General features: G+C 72.3%; 11 protein-coding genes. 7 read left to right on the top strand and 4 right to left on the bottom strand.

The genetic code is table 11. From position 1 onward, the window contains the following. Positions 1–100 precede the first annotated feature (100 nt). The gene (locus IPG72_02915; GenBank protein MBK6767983.1) at positions 101–484 is read left to right on the top strand and encodes a stage V sporulation protein S; all 384 of its coding nucleotides are present in this window, start codon (positions 101–103) and stop codon (positions 482–484) included. 192 nt (positions 485–676) lie between these two features. Here the strand turns inward: IPG72_02915 and IPG72_02910 are convergent, their stop codons facing one another. Both IPG72_02910 and IPG72_02905 read right to left on the bottom strand, forming a co-directional pair. Then, on the bottom strand, positions 677–2155 hold the full coding sequence (locus IPG72_02910) for a stage 0 sporulation family protein (protein ID MBK6767982.1): 1479 nt from the start codon (positions 2153–2155) through the stop codon (positions 677–679). Positions 2156–2262: 107 nt separating this feature from the next. Beyond that, positions 2263–3324: a DNA polymerase III subunit delta' gene (locus tag IPG72_02905; GenBank protein ID MBK6767981.1), complete on the bottom strand. Its 1062-nt coding sequence runs from the start codon at positions 3322–3324 to the stop codon at positions 2263–2265. Between the two features lie 190 nt (positions 3325–3514). On the opposite strand from IPG72_02905, the gene IPG72_02900 reads away from it, so the two are divergent. Genes IPG72_02900 through IPG72_02885 form a run of 4 tightly spaced genes read left to right on the top strand, consistent with a single transcriptional unit; the run spans position 3515 to position 7508 of the window. After that, the gene (locus tag IPG72_02900) at positions 3515–4501 is read left to right on the top strand and encodes a hypothetical protein (protein MBK6767980.1); all 987 of its coding nucleotides are present in this window, start codon (positions 3515–3517) and stop codon (positions 4499–4501) included. Between the two features lie 10 nt (positions 4502–4511). Then, on the top strand, positions 4512–5825 hold the full coding sequence (locus IPG72_02895; protein MBK6767979.1) for a molybdopterin molybdotransferase MoeA: 1314 nt from the start codon (positions 4512–4514) through the stop codon (positions 5823–5825). After that, the gene (moaA, locus tag IPG72_02890; GenBank protein ID MBK6767978.1) at positions 5822–6880 is read left to right on the top strand and encodes a GTP 3',8-cyclase MoaA; all 1059 of its coding nucleotides are present in this window, start codon (positions 5822–5824) and stop codon (positions 6878–6880) included. Before IPG72_02895 ends, moaA begins: the two co-directional genes overlap by 4 nt. Before the next feature lie 40 nt (positions 6881–6920). Further along, positions 6921–7508 (top strand): hypothetical protein, encoded by a 588-nt coding sequence (locus IPG72_02885; protein ID MBK6767977.1) that lies wholly within the window; start codon positions 6921–6923, stop codon positions 7506–7508. Here the strand turns inward: IPG72_02885 and IPG72_02880 are convergent. Together IPG72_02880 and IPG72_02875 are read right to left on the bottom strand one after the other, a co-directional pair. Next, a complete protein-coding gene (locus IPG72_02880) occupies positions 7447–8691 on the bottom strand; it encodes a hypothetical protein (protein ID MBK6767976.1) in 1245 nt (414 codons plus the stop codon). The two genes, IPG72_02885 and IPG72_02880, sit on opposite strands and share 62 nt — an antisense overlap. 11 nt (positions 8692–8702) lie before the next feature. Beyond that, a complete protein-coding gene (locus tag IPG72_02875) occupies positions 8703–10700 on the bottom strand; it encodes a VWA domain-containing protein (GenBank protein ID MBK6767975.1) in 1998 nt (665 codons plus the stop codon). 142 nt (positions 10701–10842) lie between these two features. On the opposite strand from IPG72_02875, the gene IPG72_02870 reads away from it, so the two are divergent. Together IPG72_02870 and IPG72_02865 are read left to right on the top strand one after the other, a co-directional pair. Next, positions 10843–12804, top strand: a complete 1962-nt coding sequence (locus IPG72_02870; protein MBK6767974.1) for a hypothetical protein — start codon at positions 10843–10845, stop codon at positions 12802–12804. 119 nt (positions 12805–12923) lie between these two features. Then, the gene (locus IPG72_02865; protein MBK6767973.1) at positions 12924–15935 is read left to right on the top strand and encodes a hypothetical protein; all 3012 of its coding nucleotides are present in this window, start codon (positions 12924–12926) and stop codon (positions 15933–15935) included. Positions 15936–16054 lie beyond the last annotated feature (119 nt).

The raw sequence follows: 16054 nt of genomic DNA, 5'->3' as shown, positions 1-16054 counted from the left end.
TGAGCCGGGACCGTGCTATCGTTACGGATGCCGTGGCTGCGACGGGGGGACGCTTTTCCAACGGACCGGTCCAGCACGTGCAACACAAAGGTCGTGGGACATGACGGACATGATCAAGGTTTCGGCAAACTCGCTCACCACTGCCGTCGCCGGCGCAATCGCCGGCGTCATGCGAGACCACGGCAAGGCGGACGTGCAGGCGATCGGCGCCAGCGCGGTCAACCAGGCCGTCAAGGCCATCGCGATCGCCCGAGGCTACCTCGAGGGCGACATGATCGACATCGCGTGCATCCCGCACTTCGTCGAGGTCGACATCAACGGCCAGGAGCGCACCGCGCTTCGCTTCACGATCGAGCAGCGGCCGCCCGGCGCGGCCCCGGTCGCCATGAACGCGAACGGGGTGCACTCCAGCCATCATCACGGCGCTACGGACCGCCTCATGGTGACCGAGGATCCTGCGGGCGAGGATCCGGCCGGCACCTAGCGGCGCGGCGGGAGCCGGCGGTCGGGCAGCTGGCAGGCCAAGTCGCCGCCGACAGGCCAAGCCAACAGACCACGCGGTCAACACAGGGGCGGACGGAACACGTCCGCCCCTGTTTCCTTGTTCCGTTCCGCCTGTTTCCTTGTTCCGCTGTTTCAACGATGTTCCGCTGATTCAACGATCCCGGGCAGTCGGCTACGTCGCGGCTCCCTCGCCCGGCGCACCGCCTCCACCACCCCCGCCGCGCCTGCGCCGGCGCTGTCGCCGCGGACGCGCGGAATCGCCTGCACCGGGCGGAGGCGGGACGGCGGCGCGATCACCGCGCGGGCGCGGGGGCCGATCATCGCGCGGCCGCGGGGCGCGGTCGTTCCGTGGACGCGGGGCGCGGTCGCGGCCATCGGAACCGTCCGGGCGATTCGGTCGATCGCTCGGCGGTTCATCGCCGGCGGGCCGCGGCGTTCGATCGTCGGACGGGCCGGTCGAGGGCGGGCGGGACGATGACGGGCGCCGGCTGGCGCCCTCCTCGCCCGACTGCTCCTCGTCCCGCTGCATGTAGAACCGCCGTGGGCCGTGCTCGACGGGCGCCGCCGGCGCGGTGGGCCGGGCGTCCGGCGGCAGGAACTCGGGCGGCACCTCGCCACCACCGAAGGCCTTCATCAGCCGGTCCTGCTGCTCGGCGAACGCCTCGGCATCCACCTCGACCCGCGAACCGGTCTCCCAGATGATCGTGATCTTGCGCGTGATCACGTTCACGTCGATGACCTTGCCCTTGCCGACCGCGCTCGTGAGCTTGGCGCCGACCTTCGGCAGGCCCTTGCGCATCTCGCGGTACTGGTCGTCCTCGAAGGCCAGACAACACAGCAGCTTGCCGCAGACGCCGCTGATCTCGCTTGGGTTGAGCGGCAGGCCCTGGTTCTTGGCCATGCGGATCGAGATCGGCTGGAACTCGGGCATCCAGCTCGTGCAGCACAGCTCACGACCGCAGCGGTCGATGCCGCCGACGAGCTTGGCCTGATCGCGCGGGCCGATCTGGCGCAACATGACCCGGGAGCGCAGCTCGCGCGCCAAGTCCCGTACCAGGTTCCGGAAGTCGACGCGCATCTCGTCGCTCGTGAAGTAGATCGTCAGTCGGCTGCCGTCGTAGTTGTACTCGGCCATGACGGCCTTCATCGGCAGGTCCTGGCGCCGGATCTGGGCGCGGGCCTCCATCAACGCAGCAGGCTCGCGCAGGCGCAGGTCGGCCTGACCGCTTCGATCGGCAGCGGTGGCGACACGCACGATCGGCGTCAGGTCGCCGAGGTTGGCGTCCTGCACCTGGCCGGGCGCGATGACGACACGTCCGAGCTCGCGCCCGCGGATCGTCTCGACGATCACCTGCTCGCCCACACCTGCCTGCAAGCACGCCGAAGCGTCGAACCAGTACACCTTGCCCGCGCGCCGGAAGCGCACACCGGCCACGTGGTCGCGCGGGACGCGGCGTGAGCTGCGCGGGCGGGCGGGCGGCGGCTCGTCGTGGCCGACGAGCTCCTCGTCGAAGGGCACCCCGGGCTCGTCGCCCGCTTCGGCCTCATCGCTCATCTCAGGCCCGACGCTCGGTTCGTCCTCGTCATCGACATGGAGGGCGAGCATCTCGTCGTCGGGGGTCGTCGGAGTCGTCGCCGAACGCCGACGCATCGACCGCCGAAGCATCGATCAGCTCGGGCTCGTCGTCTGGCGGCGGCAGGGTGGAGGGGTCCGTTTCGGTCATGGGGGGCCTCGTGCGCCGTCGGCGCGGGGGAGCGTCAGCGCTGGGGTGCAGGGAGCGCCAGCGTCAGGACGTCGAGTACCAGTTGGGGGTTGGCGTGCGCGGCGAGCTGGCCGAGCGCGGTTTCGGTTGCCCGGGCGCCGCCGGCAGCCTGGGCGGGGGTGAGCGACGCGGCCAGACGGTGGAGATCCGTCAGCCGGTCGCGGTTCGTCACGGGTTCGTTCAAGCCATGTTGGAGCAGCAGGACGTCGCGGAACGAGCCGAGCCAGTGGGCGATGCCCTCGGCGAGCCCGCTCCGCGCACGCGCGACCTGCGCGGCGACGGCCAGGCGTCCGGCGCGGTCGGCGTCGACGAGGGTGAACAATCGGTCAAGCCATGCGGTCCGGTCGGCAAGGGCCGCCTCGTCGGCGTCCAGCCAAGCCAGCGCCCGGCCGAGCGCACCGCCGGACAGCCGCGCCAGCAGGTCGGCCCGATCCGCCGGGACGCCGTGATGCTCGGTCAGCGCCGCCGCCGCCTCGGCCGGCGGGAGCGGCTTGATGTCCACCCTCCGGCAACGGGAGCGGATCGTCGGCAGCACGTTGGCCTCTTGGACAGCGGTCAGGATGAGCACGGCATGCGGCGGCGGCTCTTCGAGCGTCTTGAGGAGGCTGTTGGCCGCGCCGCTCGACGCCAAGTCGACGTCCGGCAGCACCGTGACGCGCACCCGTCCCTCGACCGGCGAAAGCGACAGCCCGGCCTGCAGCGCCCGCGCCGCATCGATGCGCAGCGGCACGGGCGTCGTCACCACGTCCGGATGACCGCCGTTGGCCACCAGTCGACAGGCGCGGCACCGCCCGCACGGCCGGTCGTCCGCATCGGCCTCGCACACGAGCAGCTGGGCCAGCGCGCCGGCGACGGTCCGCTTCCCGACCCCGGCCGGACCGACGATGAGCACCGGCTGCCCGACATGCCCGTCGCGACCGAGCCGCGCCAGCACGCGCCACGCGACGGCATGCCCGATGACGCGGATCCGGTGATCCGCGGCCGGTTCAGGCGTCGATTGCGCTGCTTCTACGCGCGCCGGCAACTCGAAGAGCGCCGGTGCGCCGGGGGTCTCCATGAGGCAAGGCTACCACGTAACAGGGGGCGGGACAATGGGGTATGGCCTACGGCCAAGGCTGCGACCCGTCGTGCCGCCCCTTTGGGGACGTGTTCCGCATGACGGCACGCTCCCAGTCCGGTGCGGATGGTGGGGGCGTTGTCGAGGCGTTGTCGGCTCGTCGGACTGCTATGATCGGACGATGCGATTCGTGACGAAGATCACCTGCTCGAAGGCGCGCCTCGCCCTCGCCGCGGCCCTCCCGCTCGTCCTCGCCGCCTGCGCCGCCACCGGCCCGACGCCCGAGCCGGAAGCGACGCTGCTGGCCGCGCCGTGGACGTCCGTGCCGCCGACGGCCGAGCCGACCGTCGACGCGGCGGCATCGGCGACCAAGACCCCCATGGCGGATGTCGCCTCCGGTGCGTCGACAGCGACGATGGATGTCGTGGCGTTCGCGACGCAGCTCAGCGCCACGATCGCGGCGCTGGCGTCGCCCGCGCCGACGACGGCGCCGCGGGTGGCGGTGAACACGGCGGTGCCGATCGCGGGGTGTGCGGTGCCGAAGCGGCCGCTCGGGAGCAGCGTGCACATCACCGGGGACGCGCCCGAGGGGATCCGGGCGTGGTGGTCTGCGGACGGGACGGCGCCGCACGCCTTTGATGGCGAGGTCATGGCCGGCGACGCCGGCGGCTTCGTCACGCGCGTACGCGCCACGCATGATGGGGCGGAGTTCGAAGCGTTCATCACGACGGACGTGCCGTTGACGCTCGAGCCGGGGCGCCGCGTGCGCGTCGCGTGGCACAACATCGGGGGCGGCGACGACGGGGGCTTCGCGCTCCTCGTGACGGACGAGGCCGGCCTCGTGGCCCATGTCCTGACCCGCGGATTGCGGCTGCCGGCCGCCGAGCCGCTGCTCGGCGGCGACCGGGGAGGTTGGACGATCGAGCAGCTGCGCTCGCCGTGCGTCACCCCGGAGCGGGCATGTGGGGTTGCCCTGTTTGCCGCACCGGTCCTGTTCACGTTCGGCAGCGCCTCGCTTACCCTCGGGCCCGGCGACAGCGGCGTGCTCTTGGTTCCGGACGGCGGGCCGTCGTTCGACGTCCACGTGGCGACGAGCCACATCGCCGTCGCCGAGGGCAGCGCGCCGTGCCCGGGCTGGTCGACATGGCCGCTCTCCTACCGCATTGTCCGGCGCTAGGCATCCGACGATGACCACGCTCAACGCCCCCCACCCCCCCACCGCCGAGATCCCCGTCGACGACGCCCTCGCCCTCATCCTCGCGTCCGTCACCCCCCTCCCCGCCGAGCGCATCCCGTTCTCGCAAGCCGCCGGCCGCGTGCTCGCGGCGCCGGTCGTGGCGCGCGAGGCGATGCCGCCGTTCGCGGCGTCGTCGCGGGACGGGTACGCGGTCATCGCGGCGGACGGCGAGGGAACGCGGCGGGTGATCGGCGAGGCGGTGGCGGGCGGGGTGGGCGGCCTCGTCGTCACGGCGGGCACGGCGGCGCGGATCACGACGGGGGCGCCGTTGCCGGCGGGGGCGGATGCGGTCGTGATGGTCGAGGATACGACGCCCGGCTCCGTCGCGCTCGAGCACGGCAGCGGCGGCGACATCGGCGCTGCGGGCGGCACCGACCGCGACAGGGGCGGCGCGGGGGGCGCGATCACCGTGCGGCGCGCCGTCGTCGCGGGCGAGAACGTGCGGCCGGTGGGGCAGGATTACGGTGCGGGGGAGGTGCTCCTTGCGCCGGGCGCCGTGCTCGGTCCGGCCGAGATCGGGCTGCTGGCGTCGGCCGGGGCGGTGGAGGTCGACGTCTACCGGCGGCCGCGGGTGATCGTGTACTCGACGGGCGACGAGCTCGTCGAGCCGGATGCGCCGCTGGGGCTGGGGCAGATTCGGGACTCGAACCGCTTCGCGATGGCCGAGGCGGTGAAGGAGGCGGGCGGCGAGGTCGTGTTTGCGGGCCATCTGGGCGACGACGCGGACGACGTGGACGCGCTGGCCGCGGCCGTGACGTCGGCCGACGTCGTCGTGACGAGCGGTGGCGTGTCGATGGGGCACCTCGACCTCGTCAAGCCGTGGCTGGCGACGAACGGGACCTTGGTGTTCGGGCGGGTGCGCACAAAGCCGGGCAAGCCGGTGACGTTCGCGCTCGTCGGCGGCACGCCGTGCTTTGCGCTGCCGGGCTTCCCGGTCAGCACGCTGGTGTGCTTCGAGCTGTTCGTCCGCCCGGCGCTGCGCGCGATGGGCGGCCACGCCGACGTCCGGCGCCCGGTGTGGCCCGTCGCCCTGGCCCACGACATCGCCCACGCCGGCGACCGCGTCGAGTTCGCGCGGGCCGTCGTGGCCGTCGGCGCGGACGGGCGGCCGGTGGCGCGGACGACGGGCTTCCAGGGGAGCGGGCGGCTGCTGTCCATGGCGGGCGCGAACGCGCTGCTCCGGCTCGAGGGCGCCGCGGGGCTCGCGCGGGCGGGCGACGTCGTGCCGGCGCTGATCATCGCCGCGGTGGGGGGTGGGGCATGAAGATCGCCCTGCACGACGGCTTCGGCCGGCGGATCGACTACCTCCGGATCTCCCTGACCGACCGCTGCAACCTGCGCTGCCGCTACTGCATGCCGACGCACGGGCTCGCGTTCGAGCCCGACGAGGCGCTGCTCTCGGCCGCCGAGATCGAGACCGTGGTGCGGGCGGCGGCGAGCGTCGGCTTCCGCAAGGTGCGCCTGACGGGCGGCGAGCCGACGCTGCGGCGGGATGTCGTGGACATCGTCGGCCGGATCGCGGCCGTGCCGGGGATCCAAGACGTCTCGATGACGACGAACGGCATCCGGCTGACGACGCTCGCCGGGCCGCTCAAGGCGGCCGGGCTGACGCGGGTGAACCTCCACGTGGACAGCGTCGACCCGGCGCGGCTGGCAGACCTCATGCGCTGGGGGAAAGCTGACGATCTCTGGGCGGGCGTGGCCGCGGCCGAAGCCGCCGGGCTGCTGCCGATCAAGTTGAACTGCGTCGTCGCGAGGGGCTACAACGAGGACGACATCGTCCCGCTGGCGCGCCTGACGCTCGAGCACGACTGGACGGTGCGCTTCATCGAGCTGATGCCGCTGGGCAGCGGCGCCGAGGCGCAGTTCAGCATCGACCGCTACGTTTCGAACGTCGACATCGCCGCCCGGATCGAGGCGGCGCTCGGCACCCTCGCGCCGCTGTCCAACGCCGATGCATCGGACGAGGCGCGCAACTTCACGCTGCCCGGCGCGCGCGGCCGGGTCGGGTTCATCTCGCCCGTCAGCGAGCCCTACTGCGGCAACTGCAACCGGATGCGCCTGACCGCCGACGGCAAGTTCCACCTCTGCCTGCTGCATGACGACGAAATCGACGTGCGCGCGGTGTTGCGGGAGGGGGGGACGGGGGGCGGCGCTGCCGGCGAAGCCGTGGCTGCCGGCGAAGTCGTCGATGTCGTCGATGTCGTCGAAAGGGTGGCGGCCGTGTTGGCGCGGGCCGTCGCGATGAAGCCGATCGGGCACGCGCTGGCGGCGGGGGTGCACACGGAGGGGAGGCGGATGCATGCGATCGGGGGGTGATCGCTGTTCGATCCAAGGTCGTAGCCCAAGGAGTCGCCACGTGTCCCGCAATCCGTCCGTGCTCGTCGTTACCCTTCTCGCCCTTACCTCCACCGCCTGCAACGCCAAGCCCACCCCCTCCGACCCCGCCGTCATCGACGCCGCGACGTCGGAGGCGCTTCAGCAGACCGCCATCGAGACGGCCGACGCGCTGAGCAAGCTGGACAGCGCGCCGGCGCCGACGAGCGCGCTGGCGGGGACGCAGATCGCGCTGGCGGCCACGGCGGCCATCTCGTCCCCCACCGGCACCTACATGCCCACCGGCGGCGCCTCCGACCCGGCGGCAGTTCTGGCGGCGTCCGAGGGCCGTGTCGGCAAGCCGGTGGCGGTCTGGTTCTGGGCGGACGGCTGCGCGGGGTGCGACGAGATCGGTGCGGCCTGGGAGGCGCTCAGCGCCGCCGACGACGGCCGGGTGGTGTTCGCGCGGGTCGACGTCGCGGATCCGGCGGCGGCGGACGCGGTGCTGCGCTACCGGATCGCCGCGGCGCCGGCGTTCGTCGTGTTCGCGTCGGACGGACGGCCGGTGGCTAGCGTGGCCCAGTGGCCGGGGGCTGAGGTGTTTGCGGGCTACCTGACGCAGGCCAAGTAGGATCACGCGGCCACGCCCACCCGTCGGCGATCCAGGTCACGATCATCCCGAGCACCGCGGCGACGACGGCGAGCACCGCAATGACGATGAAGGCCATGGCCTTCCCGTAGCCGTAGTTCGTCAGGTGTGCGAACGGGGTGACGGCGTCCGGCGCTGTGACGACAAGCCAGCCGGCCACGGCGACCGCCGCCCCCCACGCGACCCCGTTCACCACGCTGACCATGAAGCGGCGGGGCCAAGGGCGCATCCCTCGGCGCCGGCCGATGCGCCAGCACAACCGCGCGCCGGCGATGAGGACGAACGCAAGCAGGGCGCGCGACAGCCAGCGCGCCGCGATGCGCCACGCGCCTTCGGCCGGCTGGACGGACAGCGTCAACGCGTCGGCCGGAACGCCTTCGAAGTGCGCGGTGAGCCGGTCGCCGCGTCGTTCGAGGGCCGGCTCGCTCCAGGCGCGCCACCCGGGTGGGACTTCGACCGCGACGTCGAGCGTGCCGAAACCGGCCCAGCTCCGGGCGGGCGCAAGGATGTAGGCGAACTGGCGGACGATGAGCGGTTCGACCAAGTACGTGCCCGCGACGGCGCGGTAGCGGACGGTCAGGCGCGACGGGCCGGGAGGCAGCGACGCGTGAAACGTCGAAGGGCTTGGAGAGATCGTGTCATCACCGAACATCCCCGAGAACAGGTAGCTTTCCGGTCCGTCCGGCCCGGGTGAATAGAGGGGCGGGCGCCACTCGGGTTGCAGGTCCAAGTCGAGACGCCTGGCAGTGACCGGCCGATCGTCGATCGCGACGCGGAAGTCCTGGACGCGCTCGACGCCGTGGGCAAAGTGCAGGTCGACGATGCGGCCCTCCCCGCCGTTCGCAAGGAAGTACGTGGCGGTGACGATCGCCGAGGAGCCCAAGTCAACCAGTCGTCTGCTGTCGTCGCCGAAATCGTCCGACGCGCCTGCGACTGCGGTGCTGCTGTCCACCGGCCGCAGGTCGATCGCCAGCGTCTCGCTGACGATGCGGATGCCCGCCAGCCCGCCGACCTCGCCAACCGGCACGCCGCCGAAGCTCGGCACGCCCGCGTTGGCCCATGCGGCCCGCGGTGGCGCGACGAGCATCGCGACGCCCACGAGTGCCGGAAGCGCGATCACCGCGGCGCTGAAGTGTCGCGCGCCCCTGCCGCGACGATTCAGCACCGAGCTGCGCCTCATCGCCCCAGCACCACCCCGCCCGGGCACGGCAGCTCCCCCGCCAGCCCCTCGTAGATTCCCTCCAGCGCCGAGGCGTCGGCGGCGCGGTGGAAGCCGCCCGGGTCGGCGAGGGCGCGCAGGAGCGGCTCGTCGATCGTGTCGCCGAGGCCGATCGTGTAGATTCGGATGCCGCGGGAGCGCGCTTCGGCGGCGGCGGCGAGAGCGGCATTCGTGTCGGTGTCCGGGTCGGAGAGGCCGTCGGTCAGGAGGATGATCGATTGGCCCCAGAAGGCGGGGTCGCGGCTGAACGAGCCCACGATCGCCTGCATCGCCCGGTCGATCCGCGTTCCCGGCGCCGTCGTCAGGCCGTCGATGGCCGCGTCGAGCGTGGCCAGCACGGCCAGCGCGTCGGTGCCGCCGGCCCACGTGAACGAGCCGGCGCCGCTGTTGAACGACTCGATCCCGACCGTGTCGCGCGACAGGTCGAGCAGCCGGATGAAGCGCTTGGCGGCGGACTTGGCGGCGTCCAGTTTGCGCACGCCGCCGCTCACGTCGAGCATGCTCTGGGACGTGTCGATCGCCAGGATGATCTCCTTCGGCCGATCGACCGGCTTGCACACGTGCTTCATCGCCAGCGGCAGGTAGGCGCGCCCCGGCTCACCCGTCGCCGTCGCGGTCGCCGTCGGCGTCGCGGTCGACGTCGCCGTGGCCGCGGGCGTCGGCGTGTCCGTCGGCGTTGCCGTCTCGGTTGGCGTCGGCGTGGACGTCGGCGTGGCGGTCTCGCGCAGGCAGGCGCTCACGTCGATCTGGCGGGTCGGGAGCCGGACCGGACCCCACTTGCGGCCGAGGCTGTCCTCGAAGTCGACGGCGGCGCCGGGGAGGCGGAGGTCGAGGCGGCCGGTGGTCGTGGCCGTGATGCCGTACGTGACGGTCAGCGCGGCGCCGCTGGCGAGGTCGGCGGCCTCCCAGCGTTGCGTCGTGCCCGCCGTCACGCGGTTGGGCGTCGGGCGGGCGGAGCCGGGGAGGACGCGCCATTGCGGGGCGACGGAGTCGACGAGGGTCAGCTTCTTGACGGTGAGCTTGCCGGCCTTCGTGATGAGGTCCTGGATGGCCGGGCCGACCTTCGTGGACTGGCCGAGGTCGAAGTAGTAGCCGCGGCTGGCCATGTCGCGGATGTCGTTGCAGTGCGTGGCAGGCAGGACGAACGGCAGGCCGAACGGCCGGGCGCGCGGGTTGCAGACGCCGATGACCGTGATCCCGCTGCCCTGCGCCTTGTTCGCGCTGCCCTTCTGGCGGTTGCAGTAATCCGGGAAGCCGGTCGGACAGCCCGTGCTGTAGAGGACCATCACGTCGATCGGCGGGACGACCTCCGATCGACGCCCCTCCTCGATCATCTGCGTGCCGCGGCCGAGCCAGTCGTAGTACTGCAGGAACGGGTTGACGGAATCGAGCGAGATCCCGCCGATCGCCCCCATGACCGAACCCTGGTCGCTTGTCAGCTCGAGATCGGAGTACGCCTGCACGGACAGGCTGATCACGCCGGCCTTCGTGCCGGTGATGAACTTCAGACTCTTCACCGCGTCGCGCGCCGCGCTCTTCACCTCGGCCAGGTGGTCCTCCATCAGGAGGTGCTTGGCCACCAGGAAGACAACGTGAACCGGCACGGCTTGCACGCACGTCACGCCGACGGTGACGGTGACGGCGTTCGTGTCGCAGATCCGGTGCGATCCGGCGCGCACGGTGTCCGTGACGAGCGCACGGCAGCCGCTGGACGAGGACGGATCGCCGGACTGGGCGATGGCGGCGGGGCGATGGCCGCCGGCAGCAGGCGCGGCGCGTTGCGCTTGGGGAGCGGGCGCCGCTTGGGCGGCCGGGGGCGTCGGCGCGAGGGCGGCGACCGCCAGCAGGGCGACGGCAAGCGCGGCGAGGGCCGCGGCCGCGGCCAATGCCCCGAGACACCGGTCGACCCGGCGATGGAACGGCCGCACAATCGCACGCAAGAAGGTTTCACCCATGCCAGCTACCTGCCTGTCCGCATGTTGCCCCGACAACGACGCTCGTTCCGTTCGCGGCAGTATGCCGCCGACACGCGGTCGTGGCCACCATGCGCCACGGAATGTCTTCCGTTGGGCTCTCGTCGCCGCCGCAGCGATGGCCGTGCTCGCTGCCGCAGCGCCCGCCGCGCCCCCCCACGCCGCGACCGCTGACTCCCCCGCCCCGGCCCCCGCCCCGATCGTCCACGGCCACGTCCTGTCCAAGCGCTGGGTCTACATCCAGAACAACTTCCAGGTGGCCGCCAACATCCGGCGCGTGACCGACATCCTGGACACCGCCAAGGCCGCCGGCTTCAACGGCGCCATCTTCAGCGACGTGAAGTTCGACCGGCTGGACGACGGGTCGCTGATCGACGACTACTACACGAACCTGCGCGCCGTCCTGGACCATGCGCGCGCCCTGGAGATGACCGTCCTGCCGAGTACGGCCAACTTCGGCTACTCGTCGTCTTTGCTGTGGCACGACCCCGACCTTGCTGAGGGGCTGCCGGTGAAGGACGCGCCGTTCCGGGTCGTCGCCGTCGACCCGACCGTGCCGCCCGATCACTTCAACGCCAAGCTCGTGCCCTTCGACGACGGCGTTCGGCTGGCGAACGGCGACTTCGAGCAGCTGCCGGTTTCAGGCGACGCCTTCCCAGGCTGGGCCTTCCAGGACGCGCCCGGCACGGCGACGTTCGTCGACCGCACGGTCAAGCGCTCCGGCGCGGCGTCGATCCGCATGGTGGACCTCGGCACGACGAATCCCGAAAGCGGCAACGGGCGCGTGTACCAGCGCCTGACCGTCGAGCCGTTCCGCTATTACCACCTTGCCGTGTGGGTTCGGACACAGGACTTCAGCGGCGGCGAGGTGCGCGCCCTCGTCCTCGCGCAGAACCCGTCCCGGACGCTGCAGTGGAATCCCGTGCCCGTGCAGCGGAATCAGGCCTGGACGCGGTTCGACGTGTCGTTCAACACGCTCACGCACCGCGAGGTCATCGTCTATCTCGGCGTCTGGGGCGGCAGAACCGGGACGATCTGGTGGGACGACGCGTCGATCGAGCCAGCCGGGTTCGTGAACCTCATCCGCCGCGGCAGTACGCCGCTCGTGCTGACGTCGCCCGACAAGGGCATCGCGTACGAGGAATCACGCGATCTGCCCGAACTGCGCGACGTCGCGATGGGCCGCGTGCCCTACAACGGCGTCTACGACCTGTGGCACGAGCCGCCGCAGGCATTCGTCTACGCCGACACACCAGGGTCGCGCCTCCGCGTCGGCGACACCGTCCTCGCCAGCTATCACCACGTCGCGACCGTCTACGGCGACCAGGTCACCGCCAGCCTGACCGCCCCCAAGGTCTTCGACCTCCTCGACGTCATGCTGAAAAGCACCCGCCGCGAGTTCGACGAGGCCGGCGCGTTCGGCGGCTGGATGTTCAACCACGACGAGATCCGCGTCCAAGGCTGGGACGAGAGCGTGGGGTTCGGCGACGGCTCGCCGGGCGCCGATCTGGCCGGCAACGTGTCGCGGCTGCGCGACATGGCGCGCGCGATCGACCCGGCGGCGCCAGTCTACGTCTGGTCGGACATGTTCGACCCGACCCACAATGCCGCCGACACCGCCTTCCCGTACTACCTCGTGAACGGCAACTGGTCCGGCAGCTGGGCGGGCCTCTCGCCGGACATGACGGTCCTGAACTGGAACCACGGCGCCAAGGCGCGCGAGTCGGCCGCGTTCTTCAGCGGCCGCGGCCACCGCCAGATCCTGGCCGGCTACTACGACGCCGCCCCCGAACGCTTCAGCGACCGCCAGTGGCTTGCCGAACTCGAGGGCGTGCCGGGCATCGACGGCGTGATGTACACACAGTGGGGCAGCGGGTACGACCGGCTGGCCGCGTGGGCGGAGCACGTCTGGGGCGGGGCCGCGTGGGTGACGCCGCCGCCCGCCTCTACCGCCACGCCTTCGTCACGCGCGACACCGGGCGCCCCGCCGACGATGACACCGACCACACCGACCACACCGACCACACCGCCGATGTCGCCGTCCTGGGCGCCGCTGTGTCTGCCTTGGACAGCGCGAGGGCGCTAAGGCGCCCTTCGGCGGGTGCAAACGGTCAGCGTGACGTCTGACACGGCGGTAACGATTCGGAGAATACTCACGCTGTCCTCGAGCGTCACCGCCGTCTACACCGCATCGGAGGCATGACCGTGTCCACATCGATCCGTACCCTCCTCTCGCCCCCCCGCCAGCCCCGACACGGCAGACCGCTGTTCACCGCCTCCCTCGCCATCGCCATCGCCGCCACGCTGGTCGCCGGCTGGGCTGGGGCGCGGTCCGCGATCCCCACAGCAGCACCCGCCCCCCGCGCCGTCCACGCCCAGGCGCCCGCCTCCTCCGGCCCGGCGTACGCCCTGCCGGTCCTGAACTTCTTCCATCAGGACGACATCTGCGAGTCCTGGGTGGCCGTCCAGAACGCGGGCGATCGACCGGGGCAGCCCGTCATCGCGTTCCTGATCGAGCCGTCGACCACCGGCACGATCCATCCGTCGGATCGAATGGATCCGTGGCCGGGCATCCCGGGCCAGGTGAGCTGCGGCGGCCTCCTCCGACCGGGCGCCCAGTGGAACTTCTACGGGGCCCAGGTGGCCACGGGCGGCCGCTCCGGCGTGGTGCTCAGCCTCGACGACACGACGCTGACGGCAGCCGTCGCCGACACGAGCGCCGGCGACGACGTCGTCGGCGGGAGGCTGTGCGAGCTCATCCGCACGCGCGTCGCGGACGACCCGGCCCGCTGGCGGGCATTCGTGGCGGCGTGGCAGTCCGGCGCCGCATGGGAGGGCGTGCCGCTGGGGCGCATCGCCGGTCCGCCGCTGAACATCCACGTTCACCGCAGCTGCCCCGGCCAGAAGTCGCCGGGGACGGACATCACGGACGCGTATGCCGCCCCGCGGATCGTCCCGAGCTCCGCCGGCAGCCACCGGGCCGTATTCGCCACGCTGTCCCGGCCGGTCATCGTCCGGACGAGGCCGCGGGGTGGTGGGCTCTATGTCCAGAACACCGGCGCCGTGAGCGGCACGTTCCGCGTCCGCTACCAGGCAGCCGGCGCGTGCGCGCCGCCGCCGCCGGCGGAGACGCTGGTGCTCGGGCCGCTGGACGCCGCCGATTTCGACCTCATGCGCTCGCCCGAAGGCTGGCGCGGCCAGGCGATCGTCGAGGGCGATGCGCCGTTTGTGCTCGTCGGGGAGCCGGCCGTCGACGACTTGTGCTCGGCCGAGGCGGTCGTCTCGACGCCGGTCGGCACCGACGCCGGCGACCACGGCCCGCTGGCGGCCGTCGTCCCGCTCGTCGCCGGCGCGCACCGGCTGACGGTCGACATCGTGAACACTGGCCGGAGCCCGTTCGCGCCGCGCGTCACCGTGTACGGCCCGGCCGGGCGGACCGGCGCGCCGATCGCCTCGCCCATCTCCGGCGGCAGTCTCTGTCCCGGCGGCAACTGGACCGCGACGCACATCACCGTTGCGGACGGCCGGCTGGACGCGTACCTCGTCTGGATCGAGGGACCGCCCGCGGGCGGCGCCGGCGCGTTCATCGCGAAGGTGCAGGTGGAAGCCGTTCGCGCCGGCGGTTCGAACGATCCCGGCGGCGCGGTCCGTGCATCCTACGACATCACGGCCCGGCCGGCGAACGGCACGGCGCGAATGAGCGACATCCGGCCGATCGGCCTGCCGGCCACGCTGAACGATCTCCAGAACTCGGGCATTGGGCACGTGATCGCCGTGGCCCGGACCGGTGCGGGCGCCGGGCGTATGGATTATGTCGTGCAGTTGTACGATCGGAACGGGCTCGTCGACCGGATCTGCCGGACGGTGACGGATGCCGCCACGGACGTCGTCGACCTGTCGGCCGGGGCAGGCCCGATGGACGGCACAAAAGCGGCGGCCGTCGTCGCGGCCGTCGGCTGGGACGGCGCCGAGCCGCCCGGCGATCTGGCGGTCACCGCGGTCTGGGTCAAGGGGACGCAGATCGGCGTCGATCTGCCGGGCGATGCGCATGCGGCCGTCGCCGGCACGCCGTTGGATGCGGCGTGGTCGCAAGTGGCGGCCGCTGCGCCGTGCGGGCCGCAGGCCGAGCCGGCGCCGCCGCCCATCCTGGACACCCAACGGCTTAGCGCCGCGCTGTTCGTGCCCGTGGTGACGTCCATCGGTCAGGACGCGGTGTGCACGGCCGAGGTCCGCGTCACGAACGAGGGGACGATGCCGTCCGAGATCGTCCGCATCCTGTGGGGACAGCCCGGCTTCTGCGAGCCCGACTGCGCACCGCCGACGGCGATCCGGTGCTCGCCGCTCATCGCACCGGGCGCCGGCTTCACGTTCGTGGAGCAGCCTGGTCCGAACAGCGCCGTCATGCTCAGCCTGGACGGCCGCACGCTCGACGCCCTCGGCATCGCGCCGGGCGACGACCGGACAGCGGCGGCGGTGCTGTGCGCCAGCACGACGCTGGCCGAGAGCTGCAACGGCTGGCGGCGGCTTTGGCTGGCCTGGCAGACCGGCGGCACGTTCGCCGGCCTGCCGCTGGACCGCGTCGTCGGTGGCAGCGTGGGCGCCGTCGTGACGCGCACTTGCCCGGAAACCGTCCATGCGGCAGCCAGCGGCCCGTCGAGCTACCCGGCCGTCCAGGCCGCCGAAGCGCTGGCGGGCGAGACCCAGCCGGACCGGTTCGTCTACAGCGCCGCGGACATCCGCATCCCGCGCAGTGAGCGGCCGGCAAAGACGGACAACGTTGTCGCATACATCCAGAATGCGGGCACGCGCTGCGCCGCCATCACCTTCATGTTCGTGTCCTCGACGGCGCCGGCCGGGCGGTGCGACATCGCCACGCTCAGCCCCGGGGAAACGTATCAGCTCGATGCGCGCGACTGCATCGAGGGTCCGTGGCACGGCACCCTCGTCTTCTCGTCCGACCAGCCGTTGGCGATCGCCATCGACCACATCGCGAACCCGATGTCCAGCAGCGTCGTCGACCGCGGCGCGCTGCCGCCGCCGACCGTCGATCCGTTGGGGACGTCCGAGGCGACGAGCACGAGCCCGCGGCCGACCGCGACGGCCACGCCGACCGGCGTCGCGACGCCCACCCAGGCACCGACGTCGATTCCGTCACCAACCGAGAACGCTCAGGAGCGGCTCTTCCTGCCCCAACTGTTGCGGCAGCCGCAGCCGTAGGCGTCGGTTCGGATGGCACCTTTTGTTCTCGCTCGTGTGTCGATATCCCCGACGCCGCGCATGTCCGCACCGTCCGCGTCACAGCCGCCCGCCCGAGGCAGGGCGGCCATCGTCAACGG

Origin of the sequence: Candidatus Avedoeria danica (genome assembly GCA_016703025.1) — a bacterium.
In the GTDB taxonomy this organism is placed as follows: domain Bacteria; phylum Chloroflexota; class Anaerolineae; order Epilineales; family Epilineaceae; genus Avedoeria; species Avedoeria danica.
This window is presented reverse-complemented; position numbering and strand designations above follow the sequence as displayed.